The sequence below is a fragment of the Rhodococcus sp. OAS809 genome, from assembly GCF_040546695.1.
Taxonomy (GTDB): domain Bacteria; phylum Actinomycetota; class Actinomycetes; order Mycobacteriales; family Mycobacteriaceae; genus Rhodococcus_F; species Rhodococcus_F qingshengii.
This window is the reverse complement of record NZ_JBEPOI010000002.1, coordinates 3,177,405-3,202,606: the sequence shown is the minus strand read 5'-3', so window position 1 is coordinate 3,202,606 and position 25,202 is coordinate 3,177,405. Positions and strand designations below refer to the sequence as shown.

Sequence of the window (25,202 nt, the reverse complement as noted above, 5' to 3'; positions counted from 1 at the left end):
ATGCCAAGGGCTACGCGGCAGCGGCCAGATGGAGTATCGACACCCCATTACCGGGATCGGGTCTCGATATACCTGGCTGGTCGAAACAAAGTACGTTTGCGAAGAGAGCTGACAGAAGATGAAGAGCACTACCCGAATAGTGGCTGCGTTGGCCGCGATTGCCCTGCTCGCAGGCTGCCAGAGCAGCACCGAGTCAACAGCGTCGGAGGGCACGACGCAGTTGGCCGAGGCCGGCGCGCTGCCGGTCACCGTTGATCACGCGTACGGGTCGACCACCATCGAGACCGAACCTCAGCGGATCGTGACGATCGGCTGGAACAGCCAGGATTCGGTCCTCGCACTGGGCAAGACACCCGTCGCCATGGAGTCGTTCAGTGGGGCAGGCTTGGAGAACGGCATCCTGCCGTGGGACGAAGAATTGTTGGGCGATGTCGAACCCACGTTGCTCGACAGCACGTCCGGTGTGCCGTTCGAGCAGATCCTGGCGTTGGAGCCGGACGTGATCATCGCAGTGGTCTCGGGAATCACCGAAGACGACTACGCACGTCTTTCCCAGATCGCACCCACCATTCCGTTCAAGGAGACCGCATGGGCGACCACGTGGCAGGAACAGTTGTCAACCATCGGATCAGTACTCGGCCAACCGAAGCGGGCTGCCGAGCTGATCGAGGAAACTGACGATTCCATAGCCGACCTGGCTGCCGGATCCCCGAATCTGAACGGGAAAACCTTGACCTTCCTCTCGGGAAACATCGACGGCCTCACCAATTACTGCGCTGACGACGGCCGAGTCATCCTGATGTCCCAGCTCGGACTGAAGCAGTCGGCCGGAAGCGCAAAGCTGTGCGGCGACACCCAGGGGTCGGTGACTGCATCGCGCGAACAGTACAACGAACTGGACGCGGACGTGATCGTGCTCAACGACGCGAGTGGGCAGGGGCTCCCCGGATTGATGGGGGACAAGTTGTTTGCCGACCTGCCGGCAGTCAAGGACGGCAGGCTGATTCAGCAGCTCGGTCTGGCACGAGTCATGGCCTTGGCTTCACCCACGTCGCTGAGCGTCAAATATGCTTTCGCGGAACTGGTCTCGAAGATGAACGGGTTCTGACCAGTTAGGCTGACAACTCGCACGCGTCCGAGTAGTAGTTCTTCGGTGTGCGTCCGGTGACCTTGCGGAACACGCTGGTGAAGGCGCTGGGGGTTTCGTATCCGACGCGACGGCTTACCGTCGAAACAGGAACGCCCGCAGCGAGATAGGACATCGCAGCGCGGACGCGAACTTGAATTCGCCACTCGGTGAAGGACATCCCCGTGCCTTGAGAGAACACACGGCTCAGGGTACGGGGGCTTCCGCCTACCACATAGGCCCAATCGGCAAGCCCGCGTTGATCGGCGGGGTCGGCGATCAAGCGGCGTGCGACGGCGAGGGCCCGGGGATCGGCGGGCATCGGTACTGCGACATCAGCCGCCTCGATGGGCGCGAGCGTGTCGAAGACTACGGATTCCGCCCGCAAGCGAGCCTCGGTAGGCATGTTTCGCTGGTGCAGATGGATGAGCATCGTCTTGACGACGTCGTCGATGCCGATGATCGCGGGTTTTGTCCACGGGTGGGGGAACGACTCGGGCCGGAAATAGGTGAAACGAGCCTCGGTGGATGCGCCGAGCGTGATGCGCCGTGGAGTTCCAGCTGGAATCCACATGCCGACCGTCGGTGGTATCTGCCAACGAACGTCGTCGATGTACGCGCTCATCTCGCCGGAAGCGCCCCAGAGGAGTTCGTGTTCGGGATGGCGGATCTCACGCCACGCGCGCTTCTGATCACGCCCGATGGTGGACGTCGTCATCGAGAAGGGGAGCGGAACGTACCGGCCTGCCGGCACAGCCCAGTACGGAAATCCTGTGGAACTCATCGGTGGATCATACCGCGAATGACTTAGGTAATGCTTTCCTATTTGGTTCTTTGATGCAGGCGCGACGGAGTGTGATCGCCACAAAAGATCGAGGGTGGCACCGAGTCCGAAGACTCGATGCCACCCTCGAACACATTCCCCGACGGAGTGTTTACAGGTGGAGCAGGCGGAGCGAGTGAATCAGCTGCCGTTGGCCAGGACACCGCTGATGATGTCGGAGATGAAGCCGGCCGGGTTGTCGAGGATGGAGGATCCGGCCGAACCGGTTCCGCCCTCGCCGTCAGAAGAGCCGAAGCCCAGATCTGCCGAGCCCGATGCGGCCGCCTCGCCGGGGTTCTTGGCGCGGATCTTGGCGTAGACGCCGCTGATGTTCTGTTCGGTATTGAACGTCGAGATACCGATCGAGCTCGACATTTCCTGGTACGAGCCGATCGGTGCATCGTCGGCGACGAGGTACTGCGCCTCGATCGTCACGGTCTTGCTTCCGGTGGGTGAGATCAGCCACCCGGTGCTGGGCACATTCACGGTTCGGGCGGCAGTGTCAACCGAAGGCGTGACGGATTCGGTCTTCTGACCGCCGATCAAGTGCCACGCGTTGACCGTTGCCGTGCCCTGGATGTACTTGAACGTGGCGGGGTAGCGGTCGACGAACTGGTCGACGTAACGCTCGGGGTGGCCTGTTGTGGAGATGACCGTGCGCACGGTGACTTTGCCGCCGGGTGCAACTTCGCCGTCGCCCACGATGCTCTTGGTGATTCGGACGTTGGAGGAGTTGACCGTTGCCGCGGACGGGTGGGTGGCATCGGCGCTCGCGGTGCCTGCGGTCATCACGAGTCCGCTGGTGGCAAGTGCAGCGATTGCGATTCCGGTGAGTGTTTTGCGCATTGAAAAACGTGACATGAAATTCTCCGTTCGAGGGGTTCACGCTGACGGCGATGGGATGACTCTTCAAAGGTTGCGCCGCGGTAACCATTGAAACCTATCGGACGCTTGCCTATGTATCAGTTCGGCAGAATTTACGGAAAAGTCCGAATTGAGAGGACTTTTTCGGTGTCGATTGCCTGCCGTTAACTGATTGTCGACTATTTCGACGAAAAGCTGGGCGAATGTCCAGGTCGACTGTATCGTACTTCGAGAGTCGGGTTGCAACAAGTTCCAGTAATCAATGAATTCGGTTGTCCTGGAACCACACAGAGTGGAGATTGTTCGTGGCAAAGTTTGGATCCAGGAATCGTAGTCTGTCCACCGTTGGAGCTGGTTTGGGGGTGATTGCTCTTGCTGTGGGCGCAAGCGCGCTGGGTGCGGGAGTCGCGACTGCCGAGACAGCAACTTCCGGTGCCTACACATTTACTCGCACCGTGGACAATGCGTCGCCGAAGATCGGTGACACGATCACCTACACGACAGTGTCGAAGAAGAGCGGAATCGACGGGTATATCAGCAGGTTCACCGAGACGCATGCCGCATGCTTGACCTTTGTCCCGGGCTCGGCGAAGGTCACGAAGTTTCACGTTGGCGGGACGATGACCGAAACCACTGAAACGCCGGAACTGACAGCCACGACGCTCGAGGTGACCAGTGCCGGCTGGATCAACAACGGCAGCAAACCGGTGACCATGAAGACCAGCTACACGGTTACTGCTTCGTGTGCGCCGGGAACCGTGTACGGAAGTGGATTGGCGGTAGGTGCCACGGTGATGGGCAACGGATTCCAGTCGAGTGCGAATTTCGCCAACTTGGGCCCGTCCATCACTGTCCGCGCCGCGGATGTGGTCGATCCGGTTGACCCGGTTGATCCCGTTGATCCGGTTGATCCCACTGGCCCCGGAACCGGTGGCGGAATCGGATCGCTCGGCTCGTTGAGTGGTGGCCTCGGTTCCCTCAGCGGCCTGTTCGGTTCGAGCTAGGCGAGAGTTGTGAAACGGCGGGCCGAGACTGTCGTGGTCTCGGCCCGCCGCGGTTGTTCGGTGATCGGGTATTCAAACCATCAGGTGCTCAGCCGAATTCGATCGAGGTGTTGATTTCTTCCACCTGGTTGGAGGTCTGCATGTTCGTCGTGTCGGTGAACTGGTTTGCAAAGCTGACCAGGTAGACCGGCGAGTTGTCGTCGGCTTGGTAAGCGACGACCGTCATGACGGCGTAGAGCGGAACGTCCAGGTTTGGGGCGGTCCAGGTTCCGGAGAGGCGGAAACCCTGCTGTCCGTCGACGTCGATCTCGGTGTACTTCACCTCGGTCCACCCGTCGAGAGTGGCGATCGTTTCACGCGCAGCGGCAAGAACCTCGTCTTTTGTTGCGGTGCCCTGGTTTTCGACCGTCACCGTGGTGTTCGGCATGAAACCGCTGGGTTCCTGGCTGTTGCTGGACAACGCGTCCGTAACGCCGGCAGGGATGTTCTCGCCGTGAGTCCAGCTCGGCGGGAGGCTGACGCTGATGCTCGGCGCTTCGGGGTCGTCGCCGGTTTCGATCGTCGTCCGCTCACCGATGAACGGTGTTCCGTCCCGTAAAGTCGGCTTCGCGGCAGCGGCAGACGGTGAGGATGCAGAGCTTTCGGAAGCGGTGGTCTCACTGGTGTTGGTATCACTGGAGACGGCGTCGCCGCTTTCCGAACTGCTGCATCCGGACAAGACGAGTGCAGCAGTGATCAGTGACGCTATTCCGAGAGCAAGTGTGCTGCTCTTAGGGCTCATAGTGTGACAGTCCTTCAGGTTCTGGCGACGGCCGAGCGCCGCCGGCAGCATTGCTGGCGCGGCTGAGACTATCAGCGCTACGACGGCCGAGTAGTGGCCTTGAAGGTAATGGTGCTGCCGGGCCGCAGCTGTGCCAGCGACGCAATCCCGGCGTCGGAAACGACGGCGATGACCGGGTATCCGCCGGTCACGGGATGGTCGGCGAGGAACACGACGGGCTGGCCGCCTGGTGGCACCTGGATGGATCCCGTCACGACGCCTTCGCTCGGCAATTCCTCGGTGCGTGAGCGATGCAAAGGCCCTTGGCCCTGTAACCGGACCCCGACTCGGTTGGTGTGTTCGGTGACTTTCCACGTGGTGTGAAGGAGCGCGTGAACGGATGCGGCGGTGAACCAGGAATTTCGGGGGCCGAGCGTGATCTCGATCGGAACTGCGCCGAGTGCAGGTGCCGGCGGTGGAATCAACTCTTCGGTGGGCCACGTCCCTTCCTCGGCCCCGAGGAGGAGCAGATCGCCGGCGGCGAGCGGCGGCGGCCCGATTCCGGAGAGCGTGTCGGTGGATCTGCTTCCGAGTACCTGCGGGACGTCGACGCCACCGCGTGCAGAGATGTACGTTCTCAACCCGGTTGTGCTGTAACCCAATTCGAGAATGCTGCCACTACCCAGATGGATGCTCGCGTAGTCAGGTGCCGGCCGTCCGTCGACGGCCAGCGGCACCCGCGCGCCTGTCGCTGCCACCGTCATCGAACCGACGGCCCGCATAGCGAAACCCCCAGCGGTGACTTCGATGGTTGCTGCTCGAAAAGTGTTGCCTACGAGTCTGTTGGCGCTGTCGTGCGAGATCATGTCGACGGCGCCGGATCTTCCGACCCCGAGGGCGCCGTAGCCTCTCCGCCCGCGGTCCTGAACTGTGGCGAGCGGGCCGGTACGCGCAACCTCGAGCCAGGCCATGAATCCATTGTCCCGCAACAGCGCGGTGAAGACACCAAAATCATGCTTGCACCAAAATCATGCACGGACAAATGTGACTGTGGTGCCGGGTAGAAGCAGCGCCGGCGGGCGGCGCTCGGCATCCCACACCGACAGTTCAGTCGTTCCGATCAACTGCCACCCGCCTGGGGAACTACGCGGGTAGACGCCCGAGAACGGTCCGGCCAACCCGACTGCACCGGCCGGGACCTGCCTGCGCGGGTCCGATCGACGTGGAACTTCGAGCTTTCTCTCGTTGCTGGTCAGATACGCGAAGCCGGGGGCGAAACCGATGAACGCGACGGTCCACGACGCAGCCGTGTGAGCGTCGATCACACCGTCGACCCCGAGGCCGGTCAGCTTGCCCACCTCTACGAGATCGGGGCCGTCGTAGCGGACCGGAATCTCGACAGCAGACCCGCTCTCGTCTGCTGTGAGTTCGATCGGTACGGCCCCACGTACCCATTTCTCCACCAGTTGGTGCGCGGTGATCGTGTTGTCGTACTCGATCAAGATGGTTCGCGCCGCGGGAATCAGGTCGATCACTCCGGGGATCCGACTGGCGTCGAGAGCCCTGAAGTTGCCCAGCACACTCGGCAGTTCGTCGTACTCGACGAGGACTGCGGATTCACCGGCGGGCAGGATCGCGATCATGTGAACGGCGTGATCTCGACGTCGGAAGATTCGAGGAGAGCGCGGATTGCCACGGCCATGTCGACGGCTGCCGGACTGTCACCGTGCACGCACACCGATGCGGCAGCGACTTTCAACGTGCTCCCGTCGACTGCGTCCAACTCGCCGTCGACGACCATTCGCCGAACCCGTTCTGCAACAAGCGTCGGGTCGTGCAGAACGGCGCCCGACTCGGTGCGGGGGACCAAGGTGCCTTCCGCCGTGTACGCACGATCGGCAAAAGCCTCGGCGACCACGTCGAGACCGGCTTCGCGCGCCTCTTCCAGGAACACCGAACCCGGTAGTCCGAGAACAGGTAGCGAACTGTCGTAGGCAACGACGGCGGCGACCACTGCCCGCGCCTGCCGTCGGTGATGGACTATTGCGTTGTAAAGCGCGCCGTGGGGTTTGACGTACGTGACCCGCGATCCGGCGACACGGGCCAAACCGTCGAGTGCCCCTATTTGATAAATGACGTCGGCGGTGAGGTCTTTCGGGGACATGTCGATGAAGCGTCGGCCGAAACCGGCGAGGTCTCGGTAACCCACCTGCGCGCCGATCCGCACGCCGCGGGTGGCTGCGGATTCGCAAGTCGCCAACAGCGTTGTCGGGTCGCCGGCATGGAATCCGCAGGCGATGTTCGCGCTGGTGACAAGTTCGAGCATGGCGTCGTCGTCGCCCAGGGTCCAGGCTCCGAAGCCCTCGCCGAGGTCGCTGTTCAGATCAACGCTGTAGCCCATACCTCGATTCTAGGTAGGTATGGGCTCTCGGTGTTCAGGCGTGCGCCGGAATCCGTCCGGCATTCTTGCGACGTGCGGATCCGAAGAGTCGGCATATCAGGTAGATCACGAACGAGACCGAGGTGACGAAACTCGAGACGGGAACGCCGGGGGCCAGCGAGAGAAGGATGCCGCCGACGGCTGCCAGTTCGGCGAACACGACGGAGAGGATCGTGGCCTTGAGTGGGCTTGCCGTGACGTACGCGGCGGCCGCTGCGGGGGTGATCAGCAGCGACATCACCAGCAGAGCACCGACGATCTGTACGCCGAGTGCTGCGGTGATGCCGACCAACACTGCGAACACGATCGACAGTGCCCGGACCGGAACACCGCGAGCTGCAGCAACTTCGGGGTCGGTGCTTGCGAACAGCAAAGGGCGGTAGATGAATCCGAGTGTGCCGATCACGATGACCGCGCACAGCAGCAGAAGTTCGAGACCGCTGTTTCCCGGCGCCACGATCTGTCCGACCAACAACGAGAAGCTGGTTCCCGTGCGACCGTCGTACGCCCAGAGGAACAACACCGACAGGCCGAGGCCGAAAGCCATGATCACGCCGATCACCGAATCTCGGTCGCGCGCTTTGGCTCCGAGCAGTCCGAACAGCACTGCCGCGACCACGGATCCGACGATGGCACCGAAGCCGACGCCCACACCGACGAGAAGTGCGGCGGATGCGCCCGTCAGTGACAGCTCACTCGTTCCGTGCACCGAGAACGACATCTGACGGCTCACGATCAGCGGCCCGATGATGCCGGCCAACAATCCGAGGATGGCACCGGCAATCAACGCCTGTTGGACGAAGTCGTACTGCAGTAGGTCGACGGTGGCGGACACGTCGAGCATCCGCGACATCGCGTCGGTGAACTTGTTACTCACTGGTGGTGATCCTCATCAGAATGGTGAACGCCTTCTCCCGGGCGTAGTCCGCCTGCGCTGCCGAGCGCGTCGATGGCGTCTCCGGTGCCGATCACGACGAGGCGGCCACGAACCTGCAACACTTCGACTTCGGTGTTGTACAGATCCGAGAGAACCTCGGACGTCATCACTTCGGCCGGCGTCCCGATCCGGAATTTACCGTCCACCAGATAGAGCACTCGATCCACCAACGGCAGGATCGGATTGATCTCGTGCGTCACGAACAGCACCGCGGTGTCGTGGCTGCGCCGCCGCTTGTCGATCAGCGTCGAGACCAGGTGCTGGTTGGCGAGGTCGAGGCTGAGCAGCGGCTCGTCGCACAACAGTATCCGCGGGTCGCCGACCAAAGCCTGTGCGATCCGCAGTCGCTGCTGCTCACCGCCGGACATGGAACCGATGGGAGCGTCGGCGAACGACTGGGCGCTGACCTGTGCGATGGCGTCGTCGACGATCTTGCGGCGACGACCCCGACGCAGTAGGCCCGTACCCCACTGGTGACCGTCGACGCCGAGGCCGACCAGGTCGCGGCCGCGGAGCGGGAGGCCGTCGTCGATCGATTTCTGCTGCGGGATGTACCCGACGTGTGAGTTCCCGGCCCGTGCCGGCGTGCCGACGATCTGTGCACTACCGCCGCTGAGTTGTAGTTGGCCCAGCAGAATCTTCAGGAGCGAGGTCTTGCCCGACCCGTTCGGCCCGAGTACGGCGATGAACTCACCTGGCTGTACCTCGAGATCGAGCCCGTCCCATAATGTGCGGGCGCCGAAGGACAATCGAGCGTCCTTCAGCGTCACAGCGGGCACGGAGGCCTCTGAAGGCGCGGTGTTACCAGAAGGCACGGTGTTACCAGGGGGCACAGGAGTATTCGCGGAAGTTTCTGTCACAAGCCGATCGGTTCTTCTCGGAAATGGTGGGGCAAATAATTACTGGGCAGAGAGGGCGTTTGCGAGCGACTCCGCGGTCTGCGTCTGCCACTGAATGTAGTCCAGGCCCTCGGGGAGAGTCTCCGTAACCTCGACGACGGGCACTCCGGCGGTTTCGGCTGTGGTGCGCATGTCCTGGGTCACTTTGTCCTGCGTCTGGATGTTGTAGACCAGTGCGCGGGCCTGCTTCTCCGAGAGGAGTTGGCGGGTTGCGGCGATTGCGGCCGGTGACGGATCGTTGCCGTCTTCGATGGCGCTGGTGAACTCCTCGGGAGTTGCGTCCTTCAGTTCAGCTGCGACCAGGAGGTAGTGCGCGATCGGCTCGGTCTGAGCCACCGGTGCGCCCGCGTGGGCAGCGGCGATGGAATCGGTGATCGCTGTGACGCCGGCGAGCTTCTGGCTGTATGCCTTCGCGTTGTCCTCGTAGGTCGCCGCGTTGTCCGGATCGAGAGCGCTCAGCTGATCGGCCACCGAATGTGCGACGGCGTCGACGGTCGGGATGTCGAACCAGACGTGTTCGTTGACTGCGCCGTGGGTGTGACCGTCATGCGATTCGCCCGCGGTTTCGCCGGCGTGGATGCCGCCGTCGAGCAGGTTGTAGGCGTTGACCGTCTTCTGCTCGCCCTTGCCTGCGTCGAGGACGTCGGTGATGAACTGGTCGTAGCCGCCACCGTTGTAGACGACGAGCGATGCGTCGGTGATCTTGGCGGCATCGGCGGGAGTCGCCTCGAACGAGTGCGGGTCCGCGGACGGCTCGTTGATGATCGACGTCACGGTCAGCTTGTCGCCGGCGACGGCCTGCGCGACGTCGCCCCACACGTTCGTCGATGCGACGACGGTGATGCCGTCGTCCTTCGAGGAGGTTGAGCTGCACGCGGTGAGCGCGAATGCTGCGGCGACCGAGACGGCCGCGAGGGCGGTGGCGGTGCGGAATTTCGACGACGAACGCACGTGCTTTTCTCCTGAACAAAGGCTGGGCTAAATGCTATTGGAAACCGTTACCGTTACACATTAGCGCATAGTCGCTGGTAGTTCACCTTCGGTTCAGCCCCAACGCGCCGTCTGCGGGCACTACGGCTAACGTCCGTTTATGCCCCGGTCCCGTCAGCCACGCCGTCAAGCCACTTTGGCGTCGCTTGCCGCCGAGCTCAATGTGTCGAGAACTACAGTCTCGAACGCGTACAACCGACCCGATCAGCTCTCCGTCGAGCTGCGGGATCGAGTGCTCCAAGCGGCCAAGCGACGCGGATACCCCGGACCTGATCCGGTCGCCCGCTCCTTGCGAACTCGCAAAGCCGGCGCCGTCGGTCTCCTGCTCACCGAAGCACTCAGTTATTCGTTCCGCGACCCGGCCGCCATGAGCTTCCTGGCCGGTCTCTCGGAATCATGTGAGGACGCCGGCCAGGGCTTGCTGCTCATTCCGGCCGGGCCCGGGCGCGACGAGGTGGATGCTGCGGCCGTGGTCCAGCAGGCGGGCGTCGACGGCTTTGTCGTCTACTCGGTGGCCGACGACGACCCGTATCTTGCCGCCGTGCTCGAGCGTCACATTCCGATCGTCGTCTGCGACCAGCCCCGCGAGATTCCCGGTGCATCGCTCGTGGGCATCGACGACCGCGCTGCCATGCGCAAGGTCGCCGACTACCTCATCGGTCTCGGACACCGTGACATCGGCGTGCTCTGCATGAGGCTGGGGCGCGACCGGATGGACGGCGTCGTCAGCCAGGAACGACTCAAGTCCCCACACTTCCACGTCCAGCGTGAGCGGATCGAAGGAGTGCGCGACGCGATGGTGGCGGCCGACATGGACCCACTCTCACTCACCGTGATCGAGCGGTACGTCCACACATCGCAGTCCGGGCACTCGGCGGCGGCGGAAGCTCTCGCGACCAACCCCGAGATCACCGCACTGGTCTGCACCACCGACGTGCTGGCTCTCGGCGCCTTGGACTGGGCGCGCTGGCAGGGCATCGATGTACCTGGCCAACTGTCGATCACCGGATTCGACGGCGTCGACGAGGCGCTGCGCGAATCACTGACAACGGTGCGCCAGCCCCAGGAAGAGAAGGGCCGGCGCGCCGGTGCGCTCCTGATGTCGCCGTCCGGATCCGGCGTTCCGATAGTCGAGATGCTCGACACCGAACTACTGGCCGGGCGAACATCAGGTCGGATCAAGGGGTAGCGCTCACGCCAGGAGTTGGGCGCAGCGCAACAAGCCCAGATGGCTGTACGCCTGGGGGTGGTTGCCCAGTGAGCGTTCCGCGATGGGGTCGTACTCCTCCGCGAGCAGTCCGGTGGGACCCGCTGCCGCGACCAACTGGTCGAACAGCGCCTCTGCTTGCAGGCGTTGCCCGATCAGTAGGTATGCCTCGACGAGCCAGGCGGCACAGAGATGGAATCCACCTTCTATGCCGGGCAGGCCGTCGTCGTGATGGTAGCGGTATACCGTTGAGCCGCTGCGTAGTTCGGCCTCTGTGGCTACGACGGTTGCAGCAAAGCGCGGATCCGTCGGATCGATCAGCCCCGACAGTCCGATGTGCAGAGTCGCCGCGTCGAGATCGGTACCGTCGTAGGCTGCGGTGTACGATTGGACGTCGTCCTTCCAGCCTTTGTGTCGTACTTCGTCGGCGATCTGGTCACGCAGTTCCGCCCACTCGGGCAGGGCCTCGCGAGAAAAGCGGGTCGCAAGATCGACGGCGCGGTCGACGGTGACCCAGCCCATAACCTTGGAATAGACGTGGTGGCGCGGGTTGTCGCGAATTTCCCAGATGCCGTGATCGGGTTCGAACCAGCGCCGCTGCACTGCTTCGACCATGGCGCACACCAGTTCCCAGTCGCGGTCGCTCAAAGGATCGGGATCACCGGCCTTTTCGCGTGCATTCGCCAGTTCGACGATGAGCTCGACGATCGGGCCGAACACGTCCAGTTGAACCTGCTGATTCGCGGCGTTTCCGACGCGGACCGGCCGGGAGCCGGCGTATCCGGGAAGTGAATCGATGACGGCCTCTGGCGGTAGCGAAGTCCCGTAGAGCGTGTAGAGGGGGTGCAGACGCTCGGGTCCCGGCAGTGTTTCGAGCACGCGGTGGACCCAGTCGAGGTAGTTCTCGGCTTCGTCGGTGGATCCGACGCTCACGAGAGCTGTTGCGGTGAGGGCGGCGTCGCGCAACCAGCAATAGCGGTAGTCCCAGTTGCGGACTCCGCCGATCTCTTCCGGCAGGGACGTCGTCGCGGCAGCCATGATGGAACCGGAATCGGCGTGGACCAGCCCGCGCAAGGTCAGTGCAGAGCGTTTCATCAAGTCCGGCTTCAGCTTCGGGAGTTCGAGCGTCTTGGCCCAATCGGACCAGTAGGCCTCCGAGGTCGCTCGACGCTCGAGCTCCGGAACGTCGGACGGGCCGATTTCTTCTGTTCCGCAGCGCAATTCGAGGACGACGTCACCCTTGGACGGCTCGACGATGGCGTGGGCGGTCTGCTGGTTTCCGTCGGTGGCGATGTTCCACAGCACACCGGGGGAGCGGAGCACGTACGGCTCGTTGGTGCCGAGGACCCGAATGCCCTCGTCGACGACCTCGAGCGTGACCTGACCCTGGCCGAACTCGGGACGGGGTGCAAACGAGACGATCGCGTCGGCCTGACCGGAAATGATGCGGGTCAGGTCGGTTCGTCCCTGTGGGACGTCGTGGGGGAGGTAGTCGGTGACGGACAGGCTCGCCCAGCGGGTCTGAACTGTCATCGTGCTGTCGATGTACTTCTGGCTCAGCGGCAAGGCTGTGCGTCGAGGCCCGACCGAGAAGTGGCCGGCCCCGGTTCCGCCGAGAAGGTGTGCGAAGACGGCCGCTGAATCCGGTTCCGGGTGACACAACCAGGTCAGCGTCGCATCCGGGGTCACCAAAGCGACGGTGCGCGGACTGGCGAGCATCGAGAGTCGCTCGATGGGAGGAGCGTCGGCGCCGGAAAGCCACGTACGACGCTCGTCGAGCAGGAACGCCAGAGCGGCAGCGACGTCCTCGGTGCTGTCGACGCGATAGTCGGCGACGGTGTCCCCGCTGCCGACCTTGATTCCGATGTCCGGCCCCTGGAGCCTGCTGAACGCCTTTTCGTCGGTCACGTCGTCCCCGATGAAGACGGCAGCGGTTGCGCCGTCCTGATGGCGAATCAAGTCGAGTGCGTGGCCCTTGTCGGTGGCGATGACAGCCAACTCGACCACCGATTTGCCTTCGGTGACCTGAACGCCTGGCCAGAGTGCCGATTCGGTGCGGACGGCGATGAGCGCCTTCTCGGCGTCGTCGGCACTGGTGTTGCGTACGTGCAGTGCAACGCTGGCGGGCTTCTTCTCCACCGTTGCCCCAGGGGTGTCGGCGGCGATTCGGCCCAACTCGGTGACGATCTCGTCGAGCAGTTTCCTGGCGTCGGCGTCGATCGCGTGAACGAATCCGATGTCGAACTCGGAGCCGTGGCTGCCGACCAATTGCACTTCGGCGGGAAGTCGGGACAGCGCAGCCAGATCCTTGAGGGCGCGGCCCGAGATCACGGCAGCCGTCGTCGACGCGAGGCTGGCGAGAGAGCGAAGCGCACGCACCGTTTCCGCCCGGGGATACGCCTTGTCCGGATTGGCGACGATGGGTGCCATCGTCCCGTCGTAGTCGGAGGCTACGAGCAGACGCGGCGTGCGTGCCACGCCTGACAGCGCTCGGCGGAGTTCGATGGACAGATCTTGTGCGCTCACCTCTTCAAATCTAGGTGATGCAGCGACTCCTGGCTCGATACGTTTCCGGCCGATCAGTGCAAAAATGACAGATGCGACAAAGGATGTCTATTCGGGTTTCCGAGTTCCGTCACCGAGCAGCAGTTCAACCGTCAATTCCAGTCGATTGGCGACATCGGTAGCCGAAGAGCGTCGCGTGAGCCATGCCACCAAATTGGACAGCCACACATCGGAGATCACGCGCGCGATCGCCAACTGCTCTTCGGTTGGCTCCTCTTCGGTCATCGCTCGTGCGAAGAGGCGGTCCATCAACTGGCCCACCTGATCGACCTCGGCCGCTGCGGAGGCGTCGGCGAACATGAACGCGCGAGTCATCGCTTCGGTGAGGAGCGGGTCGCGCTGCATCGCGCGGGTGATGAGGCTGAGGATCAGCTGCATCCGCTCGAGCGGGCTGGTTCCAGGTGGGATCTTGCCCTTGGAATCGATCTTCTCGAATTCGCGTGCCAGGGCGGACACCAGTAGGTGAACCTTGGACGGGAAGTAGCGATAGAGCGTTCCGACTGCGACGTCGGCACGCTCGGCCACGGCGCGCATCTGAACAGCCTCGTAGCCGCCCTTGGACGCCAAGGCGAGTGTTGCGTCGAGAATCCGCTTGCGGCGTTCACGTTGCGCGTTGGAGCTGAGATCGTCGTCCCCGAGCGTTGCAGAAGCAACCGCGTTGGAGCGGGATCGGGATGTTGTGGTCATCGACAAATTCCTTCGCGCCTTGACTCTTGGCCAGGTGTCATATTAGAACACGTTCTAAACAATTGTGTCACTTATCGAGAGGCGGGAACCAGTTGTGACAATCGCCACGACCGATGAACAGCGGGCGGTCCAGGAATCGATAGAGGCCTGGGCTCGCTCGGCCACGCCGATGGACATGGTACGCCGTGGACCAGCAGTTTCGTGGCGGGAGAAATGGTCCGAGTTCGCGTCTCTCGGGATATTTTCGGTCGCCGTTCCCGAAGCGGTAGGCGGAGCCGGGGCCGAAATCGTCGATCTCGCAGCAATGCTCGAGCAGGCGGCAATCGAACTCGTGCCGGGTCCTGTTCTCACGACTGCACTCGCAGCTCTGGTGGTGGGGCGTAGTTCGTCGCCCGCTGCCAAGCGATGGTCCGAAACGCTCGCCGACGGTGCGCTGCCGTGTGCCGTCGTATTGGACGAAAGTCCAGTTGCGGCAACGGCGAATGCGTCCGGCGGCATCGAGCTTCATGGCGAAGGAGGTTACGCCTGGGGCGGCGATTCGGGCGTATCGGTACTCGTGTCGGCGGGCGTCGTGTCCGAAGACGAGGGCTCGCGTGTCGTCTGGGCCCTCGTCGACGGAGACAGCGAAGGCGTGACCTACGAAGCGGTCGACACGATCGACAAGTCGCGACCACTGGCGCGAGTCTCCTTCGATCGAGTGACGGTCGACGCCGACCGAATCCTCGATGACATTGCGCCAGGATCGGTTTCCGACCTAGCGGCGGTACTGGGGGCAGCCGAAGCTGCCGGAATCGCGGCGTGGAGCCTGCGTACTGCGGTGGAGTACGCGAAGATTCGCGAACAATTCGGAAAGCCCATCGGCTCGTTCCAGGCGATCAAACATATCTGCGCCGAAATGCTGTGTCGCGTAGAGAATGCCGGAGCCGTCGCCTGGGATGGTGCGGTCGCTGCCGAGTCGGGCGACGAACTTCCGATCGCCGCAGCAGTGGCCGCCGCGGTGTCGCTGGATGCCGCTGTCGACACGGCAAAGGACTGCATTCAAGTGCTCGGCGGCATCGGATTCACCTGGGAGCACGAGGCGCACTTCTACCTTCGTCGAGCACTGTCGCTCCGGCAGATTCTGGGCGGATCGTCTCATTGGCGCGCACGCGTCGCGGAATTGACGATCGGCGGCGCACGGCGTCACCTTCAGATCGACTTGAGTGAGCTCGAATCCGACCGGTCCGAAATTCGCGAAGAGGTAGCGCAATTGGTGGCGCTGCCCGAATCCGAGCAGCGCAACGCGTTGGCCGAATCGGGCTACCTTGCGCCGCACTGGCCCAAGCCGTACGGCCGGGGCGCCAAGGCCGCGCAACAGATTCTGATCGAAGAGGAATTGGCGGCCGTCGGTATCGGCCGACCCGATCTGGTGATCGGCTGGTGGGCAGTGCCGACCATCCTCGAGCACGGCAGTGCGGAGCAGATCGAAAGATTTGCGACTCCGACGCTCAAGGGCGAGATCACCTGGTGCCAGCTCTTCAGTGAACCCGGCGCAGGTTCGGATCTTGCGGCACTGCGCACGACCGCGGAAAAGGTCGACGGCGGTTGGAAGCTGAACGGCCAGAAAGTCTGGACTTCGCTTGCGCGTGAAGCTGACTGGGCCATCTGCCTCGCCAGGACCGACCGCGAGGTTCCCAAACACAAGGGCATCACGTACTTCCTTCTCGACATGAAGACGGCTGGGATTCGAATCTCGCCGCTGCGCGAGATCACCGGAGATGCCCTGTTCAACGAAGTCTTCCTCGACGACGTCTTCGTCCCGGACGAGTGCGTCGTCGGCCAGCTCGGTGGAGGCTGGAAACTGGCCCGAACGACCCTCGCCAACGAGCGGGTCGCAATGAGCGGTGGCTCTTCGCTCGGCGGTGCGATGGAGGAATTGCTCGAGCTGGCCGGCGACCCCGATCCTGTGGTGGCAGACAAGCTCGGTGGGCTGATCGGAACCGCCATGGTGGGCTCACTGCTGGAATTGCGCACGACACTGCGGCAATTGGACGGTCAGGATCCGGGTCCGGCGTCGAGCGTCCGCAAGCTGGTGGGCGTGCGCCAGCGTCAGAATGTCGCAGAGTTCGCCATGGAATTGGGTGGCCCGGCCGGATGGGTGGAGGGTCCGCTCTCGCGTGAGTTCCTCAACACGCGATGCCTGTCGATTGCCGGCGGAACCACGCAGATTCTGTTGACCGTCGCCGCGGAGAGAATTCTGGGCCTGCCCCGTGATTAGACGGCGTGAGTAGAGGCCTTTAGAAATGTCCACGTTGGTGATACAACTAGAACACGTTCTACATCAGAGACAGGATTGCCAGCGTGGACTTCACTCCCGATGAAACCCAGGAAGCGGTAGCCGAGGTGGCTACCGCGCTCCTTGCCCGCGAACTGGAGCCGGACGCGCTCTGGGCGGCATTCGCCGATGCCGACCTGCTCACGTTGGCCCTGCCCGAGCGTCTGGGCGGCGAGGGACTCTCCGTCGCCGACGTCGGTTCCCTCCTCGTCGAGGTCGGCCGGGCCGCCGCTCCAATTCCGGCTCTCGCAACCCTCGGCTTCGGTGTACTCCCCATAGTCGCTCTGGGGTCCGACGCTCAACAGGACGAATTGCTCACCGGAGTCGGCGCCGGACGGGTGTTCACCGCGGCGCTCGGTGAGCCGGGTCAGCAGTTCCCGGCACAGCCGTCGACCACCGCGCAGCAGTCGGGCGACTGGTATCGCGTCAGCGGGACGGTGCTTGCCGTTCCCTTCGCGGCGAGCGCACACAGAATTCTTGTGCCCACCGACGCCGGAGTCGTTCTCGTCGATCCGACCGCCGCCGGCGTCGCATTGACGCCGACTCCCAGTGCGTCCGGCAGTCCGGAGTTCGCAGTCACCATGGACGAGGCAGTCGGTGAACTTCTCGGTGCCGGCGAGGAAGCCGTCCAGACGCTGTACCGGATCGCCACGGCAAGCATCGGAGCCGTTGCAGACGGTTTGGTGTCCGGCGCCGTCGATCTCACTGCGGCACATGTCGGCTCGCGTGAGCAATTCGGTAAGCCGCTCGCCACGTTCCAGGCGGTCTCACAACAGATAGCCGACGCGTACGTCACCTCCCGGACCCTTCATGTCGCGGCGTTGTCGGCGTCCTGGCGCGTGTCGGAGGGCCTGGACGCCCAGTCGGACCTCGACGTCATGGCGTACTGGATCGCCCAAGAAGTGCCCGCCACGATGCAGGTGCTTCACCACCTGCACGGCGGTCTGGGCGTCGACGTCACGTATCCACTTCATCGTTACTACTCGACTGCAAAAGACCTGGCACGCCTGCTCGGCGGTGCTTCGCAGCGACTCGACCTCGTGGGGGCCCGGTGTTCATCGATCTGACCGACAGTCAGCGCGCATTGCAAGCTGAACTTCGACGCTACTTCTCGACGCTGATCTCGCCCGAAGAGGCCAAGATCATGCGCGTGGAGCGGCATGGTCCTACCTATCGCGAGGTTATCCGTCGTATGGGCAAGGACGGCTGGCTCGGCGTCGGCTGGCCGGTGGAGTTCGGCGGACGTGGGTTCGGTGAAGTCGAGCAGCAGATTTTTGTCAACGAGGCTGTGCGGGCGGATGTCCCACTGCCTTCGGTGACGTTGCAGACCGTCGGCCCGACTCTGCAGAAGTACGGCAGCGAGGAGCAGAAGCAGAAATTCCTGCCCGCGATCCTCGCCGGTGAAGTGCACTTCGCGATCGGCTACACCGAACCGGAAGCCGGCACCGACCTTGCAGCACTGCGCACTTCGGCGGCACGAAATGGTGACGAGTACGTCGTCAACGGCCAGAAGATTTTCACCACCGGCGGGCATGACGCCGATTACGTGTGGCTCGCCGTGCGGACAGGGTCTGCCGATTCAAGGCACCGCGGCATCTCCATCCTGATCATGGACACCAAAGATCCCGGCTACACCTGGACCCCGATCATCACCTGCGACGGTGCGCATCATGTCAACGCCACCTACTACGAGGACGTTCGCGTTCCGGCGAACATGCTTGTGGGTGAGGAGAATCAGGGCTGGCGCTTGATCACGACGCAGCTCAACCACGAACGCGTCATGCTCGGTCCGGCAGGTCGTGTCGCAGGGATTTACGACCACGTCTTCGATTGGGCCAAGCGTGAAAACCTGCTTGATCACGTTGACGTACGGCGCGCGCTCGGCGAAATTCATGCGACGTACCGCCTCAACGAACTGCTCAACTGGCAAGTGGCGTCGAGTGATTCGGATTCGGTGGATATCGCCGACGCTTCGGCAACCAAAGTGTTTGCGACCGAGCGTATCCAGCGGGTCGGTCGACTGGCGGAAGAGATCGTCGGGCGGTACGGAAATCCGATCGATCCCGAAACTGCTGATCTCATGGAGTGGCTGGACATGCAGATCAAGCGCAACCTGGTGATCACCTTCGGCGGTGGAGTCAACGAGGTGATGCGCGAATTGATTGCGACCGCCGGCCTGAAGCTTCCTCGCGTTCCGAGATAGGAAACAAATCGTGTCAGATCCCATTCTCACTGCTGCCGAGCGGGTTCGAGAGGACGGGCCAAGCGCTCCTCGCGCCGGCCGGGACCCCGTGAACCTGCCGATGATCCGCAACTGGGTCGAGGCGATCGGTGACGAGAACCCGATCTACGTCGACGAATCGGCTGCCCGCGCCGCCGGACACGACGGAATAGTCGCACCGCCGGCGATGGCGCAGGTATGGACGATGCGCGGTCTGGGGGCAATTCGAGAAGCCGACGATCCGTTGGGCCGGATGACGGACATCCTCGACGAGGCCGGATTCACGTCCGTCGTCGCGACCAACTGCGATCAGATCTACCACCGCTACTTGAAGCCGGGTGAAGAAGTCACCATCTCCTCGGTGTTGGAAGACGTTGTGGGACCCAAGAAGACAGGTCTTGGTGAAGGATGGTTCTTCACTACTCGCAGCTTCTGGCGGGTCGGCGAAGAACTGGTCTCGGAGATGATGTTCCGGATCTTGAAGTTCGCGCCGCCAGTCAGCGAGAGTTCCTCCACTGACTTGCCTGCGGACCTGGACGCATCTCGAATGCTGCGTCCGACAGCATCCCTCGACACGCAGTTCTTCTGGGACGGTGTCGCCGCACACGAGTTACGTATTCAACTGCGTGCGGACGGGTCGGTACAGCACCCGCCGGTGCCCGCGATCTGGAAAGACAAGTCGGAGCAGACCGACTACGTGGTCGCGTCAGGTCGGGGAACGGTCTTCAGCTTTGTCGTTCACCACGCCCCCAAGGTTCCTGGTCGGTCGTTGCCGTTCGTCGTGGCCCTGGTCGAACTGCCCGAGGGTGTGCGGATGCTCGGCGAATTGCGCGGTATCGATCCGTCGAGTGTGTCGATCGGAATGGAGGTGGAGGCGATCTACCTCGACTTCCCCGGAGACGACGAGACCGGGGGAACTCCCTGGACTCTGTACGCCTGGCAGCCGGTTTCTGTGTCTGCGGTGTCTGCGGTTTCTGCGGTGAAGGAGTGACGATGACTTCGACGACGGATATCACTGTGGGAGAGGTTCTTCCGCAGCTTTCGATTTACGGCGACCCGACGTTTGTGGTCTCGGCGGCGCTCGCTACCCGCGATTTTCAAGATGTTCACCACGACCGCGATCTCGCACAGAAACGCGGCTCGAAAGACATTTTCGTCAACATCCTCACCGACACCGGCTTGGTGCAGCGATTCGTGACCGATTGGGCCGGACCGCGGGCTGTACTCACGTCGATCAAACTCCGCCTCGGAGTCCCCTGGTACGCCTACGACACCTTGACGCTCTCCGGAACGGTGACCTCCTACGACGAGGATCTCGTATCGCTCGCGGTGGTCGGCAAGAACAGCCTGGGAGATCACATCACCGCACAGGTCACACTGGCATTTCCGGCGTCGGGCTCGAATGGAGACATTGAAAACGGAGACATTGAATGAGCGCATTGTCCGGCAAGGCAGCGATCGTCGGAATCGGAGCCACGGATTTCTCGAAGGACTCCGGTCGCAGTGAACTGCGACTTGCCGCCGAGGCTGTTCAAGCCGCGTTGGACGACGCAGGTCTGACACCCGCCGACGTCGACGGTCTTACCTCGTTCACCATGGACACCAACACCGAAGTGGCAGTGGCTCGTTCGGTGGGTATCCCGAACCTCAAGTTCTTCAGTCGTATTCACTACGGTGGTGGTGCCGCTGCGGCGACGATTCAGCAGGCCGCCATGGCTGTTGCCACCGGCGTCGCAGACGTCGTCGTCGCTTACCGCGCGTTCAACGAGCGATCGGGTGCGCGTTTCGGGCAGGTGAACTCCGGCCTTGTGGCGCAGGTCAATTCGTCGGGAACGGACAACGCCTTTTCCTATCCTCACGGATTGGGTACTCCCGCATCCTTTGTCGCGATGGTCGCGCAGCGATACATGCACGTATACGGAGCGTCCAGCGAGGACTTCGGTCGAATCGCCGTCGCCGACCGTAAGCATGCAGCCACCAATCCGAAGGCGTTCTTCTACGGAAAACCGATTACCCTCGAGGACCATCAGAACTCGCGATTCATCGCTGAACCTTTGCATCTCCTCGATTGCTGCCAGGAATCCGACGGCGGCATCGCGATCGTCGTCACTTCGCCAGAACGAGCCAAAGATCTGAAGAACACCCCCGCCGTTATCGCTGCCGCCGCACAGGGCAGCGGGGCAGATCAATACATCATGACCAGCTATTACCGCGACGGTTTGACCGGCTTACCGGAGATGGGCCTTGTCGGCGATCAGCTCTGGTCACAAAGTGGGCTGCGCCCGTCGGACATGCAGACGGCGATCTTCTACGACCACTTCACGCCCTATGTTCTGATGCAGCTCGAGGAACTCGGTTTCTGTGGCAGGGGAGAGGCAAAGGACTTCATCGCCGGTGGCGCAATCGAACTCGGCGGCAAGCTTCCGATCAACACCCATGGTGGACAGCTCGGCGAGGCATACATTCACGGGATGAACGGTATCGCCGAGGGTGTTCGGCAGATCCGCGGTACTTCGGTCAACCAGGTCGACTCCGTCGAGAATGTACTGGTGACTGCGGGAACGGGCGTTCCGACATCGGGGCTTGTGCTGACTCGCTGATTATCGTGGGCACAGCTTCATCAAGCGTCACGGCCGGTTGGCACCGCATCGAGGTCTCCTTCGATGCGGTGCTCGGTCCGTGTTCTGTTGTCGCCAAAGAGGTTTGACCTCTCAGGTTTTGAAGGTGGTGTTCGCCGGCCTGGGTTGCTGCCCGGGGTCGATCGAGGGTGGCGGGATGAACCAGGGTTTGTTGTCGGCGCCTATTCGGATTTTCCATTTCCCGACGAACCCGGATTTGCGGTGCATCAGCCGGTGATGTGAACGGCACAGCAGGACCAGGTTGTTCATCACCGTCGGGCCACCGTTGGCCCAGTGCTTAATGTGGTGCGCATCGGTCCAGGCGGGTACGCATGTGCAGCCGGGGAAGGCGCAGCCCTTGTCTCGGGCGATCAACGCGACGCGTTGATCGGCGGTGACCAACCTCTTTCCTGGTTTCGCATCGAGCGGTGCGCCGTGATCGTCGAGCAGGACGGTGGAGAGGAAGCAGTCGCAGCCGAGGAGTCTGGTCTGTGACACGGACAGTGGTCCGAGCCAGGGCATGTGCCCGACATCAAGATCCGATACAGCCATTCCGTCATCAGAAGTGGAGGGTGTTGCGGCGCAGTCCCGGTGCTCCGCCAGATCGCGAGCGTTGATGTGCACGTTCACGTGCGGACGCTGACCACCATCGGTGCCGGTCTTGGCGCAATCGAGATAGCGGCGGATCAGTTCGGTGAACCCGTCGGCCGTGCGTTTCGCCGCCGACCGGGCATCGGGGGTTCCGTCCGGTGCCGGGGTGGGCATCGTCAGATTCGACAACGCAGACAACAGCATTTCGCCGGTGAGGGCGTCGAAATCACCGCGCATCACCACTCGACCGTTCAATGTCGACGCGATCCGCAACTCGTTCCGGTCGACGTCTTCGGCGGGTGGAATCTCATCCGATTCGAACAACCGCTCCAAGGTCGCGATCACGTTCCGCACCTTCGTGGTCGTGGACTCGACACCGGATGCAGCAGCCAACAGTAGGTCGATGCACTTCGGTAGCGCCTCCTCCGGCATGCCTTTCGGTGGTGATTCGCAGAACGCCACGATCAACACGGCATGCTCGAACGAGCAATCCCCGCCATCGAACCGAGCCGCCACAGCCGGAAACGGCCGCAAAGCCGCACCCAATGCGGCGATCTTCTTCCCGTCCCGAACCTGCAGCATCGTGTTGGCCGCCAACCACGAACCGACCCCGCGGCTGGCGATCACCTGATCATCCGGGCGCATCGAGAGTTCGTCGACCACTGCCACCCGCACAGCCTCGAGACGAAGAATCTCCGCGCTCGCCGACACCGCAGCCGCACGTAACTCAGCAGCCGACAACTGCCACAGACGTCCGCGTAACCCCACCGCAGAACCCGAAACCACGTCCGACAACAAGACACTCATTGAATCCCCCGATCCCCTCCCCAAATCATACTCGAACATGCGTTCGAGTCAAGAGGTGCTTTTGGGCTCGCTCTAGGATCGCTGGATGTTCACGTTGACTACGGAACGCCTTGTTCTTCGAGATTTCACTGCCGCGGATGAAGGTGCCGTCCATCAGTACGCGTCCGACCCTGCCGTCTGTAGATATGTTGATTGGGGGCCGAACACCCCCGCGGTGACCAGGGCATTCCTGGCGGACGCGGCACTCGAAGCTGCGCTCGTCGAACGTCGCACGTTCACCCTGGCCATCACGTCGAAGGCCGATGGAGCGGTCATCGGTTCGGTAGCTGTGTGGGAAGTATCCGCCGCGCACCGGCGGGCGGAACTCGGTTTTGTCGTGAACCCGAAGTTCCAAGGGCGAGGCTATGCGTCGGAGGCGGGGCGCGCGGTTCTGGAATTCGCCTTTGCTCGCTTCGGAGCGCAGCGAGTGCAAGCAACGTGTCGTCCCGAGAATTCGGCGTCGGCGTCGGTGCTCACCAAAATCGGAATGGAGGAGGAGGGGCGAATGAGGGCACACATGGTGATCCGGGGGACCGCGGTGGATTCGCTGCTTTTTGCTGCAACACGACCCGCCGCCGTACAGCCAGAGATCACGTCAGCTCACTTCGCGTGACCTTCCCGGGCCCTGGTGCGATACTCGAACCATGTTCGAGGATGCCTTGCTCATCGACGCGGCCGGCCGGCCCACTATGCAGCATCACCAGGCCTTTTCTCGGGACTGGGACCGCATCAAGGAGTGGTCCGACAACATCTACATGCCGTATACGGTCACGCCGATCGGAAGTCGGTTGAAGCCGGCTTCGGACATGTACTCCGCGGTAGTCGGCAAGATCGACGTCACCAGATTCTGTTACGGGATTCCGGTCTCCGTCGGTGAATGTTCGCCTGAGGCCGGAAACATTCTGGTTCTGACGACTATCAGAGGCAACGGTCGATATGCCCTCGGCGGAGGAACTGCGGTGAATACTGCCGTGGGGGAGACCTTTGTCGCCGACTGTAGCCGGACCGACTACTTCGTCGAATTCGACGAAGATCATCTGCAGCTGAATCTCACTGTGCCGCATCAGCTTGTCGCCGATCACGCCATGCAATGGTTCGGGTCGGTTCCCGACGACCGTCTGTGGCGGCACAAGTGCACCATTGGCGGGCGGGGCTCGAGTTGGCTGGCATTGATGGACTACGTCGTTCGCGCAATTGCAGAGTCGCCTGAGGCGATGTCGAGCGAAAGGCTGGGTGCCAGAGTTCAAGAACTCATCGCGGCTCAGCTTCTCGACGAGTGGGCGACGCAGGCCGGGCTGCAACTCGGCGTCGACGTCGCCTCCGCCGAACCTGCCTACGTGCGATCTGCAGAGGAGTTTATCGATACGTTTGCTCGCTCGGTGCCGACGGCATCGGAGATCGCGGCTGCGGTGGGTGTCAGTGTCCGGGCGCTCACTGCGGGATTTCGACGGTACCGAGACACCACGCCGGGGCAACGATTGCGCGCGCGTCGGTTGGAGGGAGTACGCGGCGAACTGTTGCGTTCCGACGGGAGAACCGTCTCCGAAATCGCCAACGCCTGGGGCTACGTCAATCTGGGCATGTTTGCGGCCACATACCGGAAACGGTTCGGAGAGTTGCCTTCCGAGACCCGGAATCGACTCTGAGGACAGTTGTTTGAACGGTCATGACGATCGTTTTACGCACTCGATGAACTGCCGTGATCCGTTGTTTCGTATCGGAGCGTTCTGCAAGGATTGAAATCGAACGTGACAGCAATCCCACGAGCTAGGAGTACGTCATGGCAACTCGACTCAATCCGTACATCAGCTTCAACGGCAATGCCCGTGAGGCGTTGGAGTTCTACAAAGAAATCTTTGGTGGCACGCTGGCGCTGAGCACGTTCGGTGAGTTCGGCAATCCCGGTGAAGGCGGCGACAAGATCATGCACGGAATGCTCGAAACCGATCAGGGATACACCCTGATGGGTGCCGACACTCCGCCCGGCATGCCGTACAACCCCGGCGACAACATCACGGTCAGCCTCAGCGGCGACGACGGCGACGTGCTGCGCGGGTACTGGGAGCAACTGTCGGGAACAGGTACGGTCAGCGTTCCGCTTGAGAAGCAGATGTGGGGCGACGAATTCGGCGCCTGTACAGACAAATTCGGCATTTCCTGGCTGGTGAATATCGGAGCGCCCCAGAGCTGACTCCAAGCTCTGCCCGGTTCTGCCGAAACGAGACAGTTTTCCTGCCGTTTCGAGGCAGAACCGGGTATGTGATCGCCGTTACATTCTGTTCGACAAGACAAGTTACAAGTCGGATGGAG

General features: G+C 62.5%; 24 protein-coding genes. 12 read left to right on the top strand and 12 right to left on the bottom strand.

All coding sequences use genetic code 11. The features are described 5' to 3' along the window. The first annotated feature begins 118 nt into the window (after positions 1-118). Positions 119-1,108 (top strand): iron-siderophore ABC transporter substrate-binding protein, encoded by a 990-nt coding sequence (locus ABIE52_RS17935; RefSeq protein ID WP_354541509.1) that lies wholly within the window; start codon positions 119-121, stop codon positions 1,106-1,108. 4 nt (positions 1,109-1,112) lie between these two features. Here the strand turns inward: ABIE52_RS17935 and ABIE52_RS17930 are convergent, their stop codons facing one another. Beyond that, on the bottom strand, positions 1,113-1,910 hold the full coding sequence (locus tag ABIE52_RS17930) for a helix-turn-helix domain-containing protein (protein ID WP_031332820.1): 798 nt from the start codon (positions 1,908-1,910) through the stop codon (positions 1,113-1,115). 180 nt (positions 1,911-2,090) lie between these two features. Further along, positions 2,091-2,810 carry a hypothetical protein gene (locus ABIE52_RS17925; protein ID WP_003945935.1) on the bottom strand — a complete coding sequence of 240 codons (720 nt, stop codon included), beginning with the start codon at positions 2,808-2,810 and terminating at the stop codon, positions 2,091-2,093. A 365-nt stretch (positions 2,811-3,175) separates the two neighbouring features. Here ABIE52_RS17925 and ABIE52_RS17920 point away from each other — a divergent pair, with 365 nt between their 5' ends. Further along, positions 3,176-3,817 carry a hypothetical protein gene (locus tag ABIE52_RS17920; protein ID WP_047269642.1) on the top strand — a complete coding sequence of 214 codons (642 nt, stop codon included), beginning with the start codon at positions 3,176-3,178 and terminating at the stop codon, positions 3,815-3,817. Between the two features lie 88 nt (positions 3,818-3,905). Here the strand turns inward: ABIE52_RS17920 and ABIE52_RS17915 are convergent, their stop codons facing one another. The 7 genes from ABIE52_RS17915 to ABIE52_RS17885 form a co-directional block, all read right to left on the bottom strand. Continuing rightward, positions 3,906-4,598, bottom strand: a complete 693-nt coding sequence (locus tag ABIE52_RS17915) for an LpqN/LpqT family lipoprotein (RefSeq protein WP_065352850.1) — start codon at positions 4,596-4,598, stop codon at positions 3,906-3,908. Positions 4,599-4,675: 77 nt separating this feature from the next. Next, positions 4,676-5,548 carry a 5-oxoprolinase subunit C family protein gene (locus ABIE52_RS17910; RefSeq protein WP_158171011.1) on the bottom strand — a complete coding sequence of 291 codons (873 nt, stop codon included), beginning with the start codon at positions 5,546-5,548 and terminating at the stop codon, positions 4,676-4,678. 57 nt (positions 5,549-5,605) lie between these two features. Further along, positions 5,606-6,220: a 5-oxoprolinase subunit PxpB gene (gene pxpB / locus ABIE52_RS17905; protein WP_080961071.1), complete on the bottom strand. Its 615-nt coding sequence runs from the start codon at positions 6,218-6,220 to the stop codon at positions 5,606-5,608. Next, a complete protein-coding gene (locus ABIE52_RS17900; RefSeq protein ID WP_047269640.1) occupies positions 6,217-6,978 on the bottom strand; it encodes a LamB/YcsF family protein in 762 nt (253 codons plus the stop codon). Before ABIE52_RS17900 ends, pxpB begins: the two co-directional genes overlap by 4 nt. Before the next feature lie 34 nt (positions 6,979-7,012). Further along, positions 7,013-7,894, bottom strand: coding sequence for a metal ABC transporter permease (locus ABIE52_RS17895; protein ID WP_158171012.1), 882 nt, complete (start codon positions 7,892-7,894; stop codon positions 7,013-7,015). Next, the gene (locus tag ABIE52_RS17890; protein ID WP_354541508.1) at positions 7,891-8,733 is read right to left on the bottom strand and encodes a metal ABC transporter ATP-binding protein; all 843 of its coding nucleotides are present in this window, start codon (positions 8,731-8,733) and stop codon (positions 7,891-7,893) included. Before ABIE52_RS17890 ends, ABIE52_RS17895 begins: the two co-directional genes overlap by 4 nt. A 120-nt stretch (positions 8,734-8,853) precedes the next feature. Next, complete coding sequence (locus tag ABIE52_RS17885; RefSeq protein WP_042920537.1) at positions 8,854-9,804, bottom strand: metal ABC transporter solute-binding protein, Zn/Mn family; 951 nt, start codon at positions 9,802-9,804, stop codon at positions 8,854-8,856. Positions 9,805-9,943: 139 nt separating this feature from the next. On the opposite strand from ABIE52_RS17885, the gene ABIE52_RS17880 reads away from it, so the two are divergent. After that, entirely contained in the window at positions 9,944-11,032 is a 1,089-nt protein-coding gene (locus ABIE52_RS17880) for a LacI family DNA-binding transcriptional regulator (protein WP_003945452.1), read from the top strand. Between the two features lie 3 nt (positions 11,033-11,035). On the opposite strand, the gene otsB is transcribed toward ABIE52_RS17880, so the two are convergent. Both otsB and kstR read right to left on the bottom strand, forming a co-directional pair. Beyond that, positions 11,036-13,576, bottom strand: coding sequence for a trehalose-phosphatase (gene otsB / locus ABIE52_RS17875; RefSeq protein ID WP_003945932.1), 2,541 nt, complete (start codon positions 13,574-13,576; stop codon positions 11,036-11,038). 87 nt (positions 13,577-13,663) lie between these two features. Continuing rightward, the gene (gene kstR / locus ABIE52_RS17870) at positions 13,664-14,302 is read right to left on the bottom strand and encodes a cholesterol catabolism transcriptional regulator KstR (protein WP_003945752.1); all 639 of its coding nucleotides are present in this window, start codon (positions 14,300-14,302) and stop codon (positions 13,664-13,666) included. A 94-nt stretch (positions 14,303-14,396) separates the two neighbouring features. Between kstR and ABIE52_RS17865 the strand changes: the two genes are divergently transcribed. The 6 genes from ABIE52_RS17865 (at position 14,397) to ABIE52_RS17840 (ending at position 21,437) form a co-directional block, all read left to right on the top strand. Next, a complete protein-coding gene (locus ABIE52_RS17865; RefSeq protein ID WP_042920534.1) occupies positions 14,397-16,559 on the top strand; it encodes an acyl-CoA dehydrogenase family protein in 2,163 nt (720 codons plus the stop codon). 83 nt (positions 16,560-16,642) lie between these two features. After that, positions 16,643-17,683, top strand: coding sequence for an acyl-CoA dehydrogenase family protein (locus tag ABIE52_RS17860; RefSeq protein WP_064111513.1), 1,041 nt, complete (start codon positions 16,643-16,645; stop codon positions 17,681-17,683). Next, positions 17,668-18,819 (top strand): acyl-CoA dehydrogenase family protein, encoded by a 1,152-nt coding sequence (locus ABIE52_RS17855; protein ID WP_007734012.1) that lies wholly within the window; start codon positions 17,668-17,670, stop codon positions 18,817-18,819. The genes ABIE52_RS17860 and ABIE52_RS17855 overlap by 16 nt, the downstream gene beginning before the upstream one ends. A 7-nt stretch (positions 18,820-18,826) precedes the next feature. Further along, positions 18,827-19,828, top strand: coding sequence for a bifunctional MaoC family dehydratase N-terminal/OB-fold nucleic acid binding domain-containing protein (locus ABIE52_RS17850; RefSeq protein ID WP_058227267.1), 1,002 nt, complete (start codon positions 18,827-18,829; stop codon positions 19,826-19,828). Positions 19,829-19,830: 2 nt separating this feature from the next. After that, positions 19,831-20,271: a MaoC family dehydratase gene (locus ABIE52_RS17845; protein ID WP_007734018.1), complete on the top strand. Its 441-nt coding sequence runs from the start codon at positions 19,831-19,833 to the stop codon at positions 20,269-20,271. Further along, the gene (locus ABIE52_RS17840) at positions 20,268-21,437 is read left to right on the top strand and encodes a lipid-transfer protein (RefSeq protein ID WP_019746856.1); all 1,170 of its coding nucleotides are present in this window, start codon (positions 20,268-20,270) and stop codon (positions 21,435-21,437) included. Before ABIE52_RS17845 ends, ABIE52_RS17840 begins: the two co-directional genes overlap by 4 nt. A gap of 111 nt (positions 21,438-21,548) precedes the next feature. Here the strand turns inward: ABIE52_RS17840 and ABIE52_RS17835 are convergent, their stop codons facing one another. After that, positions 21,549-22,853: an HNH endonuclease signature motif containing protein gene (locus ABIE52_RS17835; protein WP_118606820.1), complete on the bottom strand. Its 1,305-nt coding sequence runs from the start codon at positions 22,851-22,853 to the stop codon at positions 21,549-21,551. 85 nt (positions 22,854-22,938) lie between these two features. Between ABIE52_RS17835 and ABIE52_RS17830 the strand changes: the two genes are divergently transcribed. The 3 genes from ABIE52_RS17830 to ABIE52_RS17820 all read left to right on the top strand — a co-directional run bounded on the left by ABIE52_RS17830 (position 22,939) and on the right by ABIE52_RS17820 (position 25,083). After that, positions 22,939-23,505 carry a GNAT family N-acetyltransferase gene (locus tag ABIE52_RS17830; protein ID WP_047269633.1) on the top strand — a complete coding sequence of 189 codons (567 nt, stop codon included), beginning with the start codon at positions 22,939-22,941 and terminating at the stop codon, positions 23,503-23,505. Between the two features lie 31 nt (positions 23,506-23,536). After that, positions 23,537-24,538 carry an AraC family transcriptional regulator gene (locus tag ABIE52_RS17825; RefSeq protein WP_192711914.1) on the top strand — a complete coding sequence of 334 codons (1,002 nt, stop codon included), beginning with the start codon at positions 23,537-23,539 and terminating at the stop codon, positions 24,536-24,538. Positions 24,539-24,672: 134 nt separating this feature from the next. Next, entirely contained in the window at positions 24,673-25,083 is a 411-nt protein-coding gene (locus ABIE52_RS17820) for a VOC family protein (protein ID WP_047269632.1), read from the top strand. Positions 25,084-25,202 lie beyond the last annotated feature (119 nt).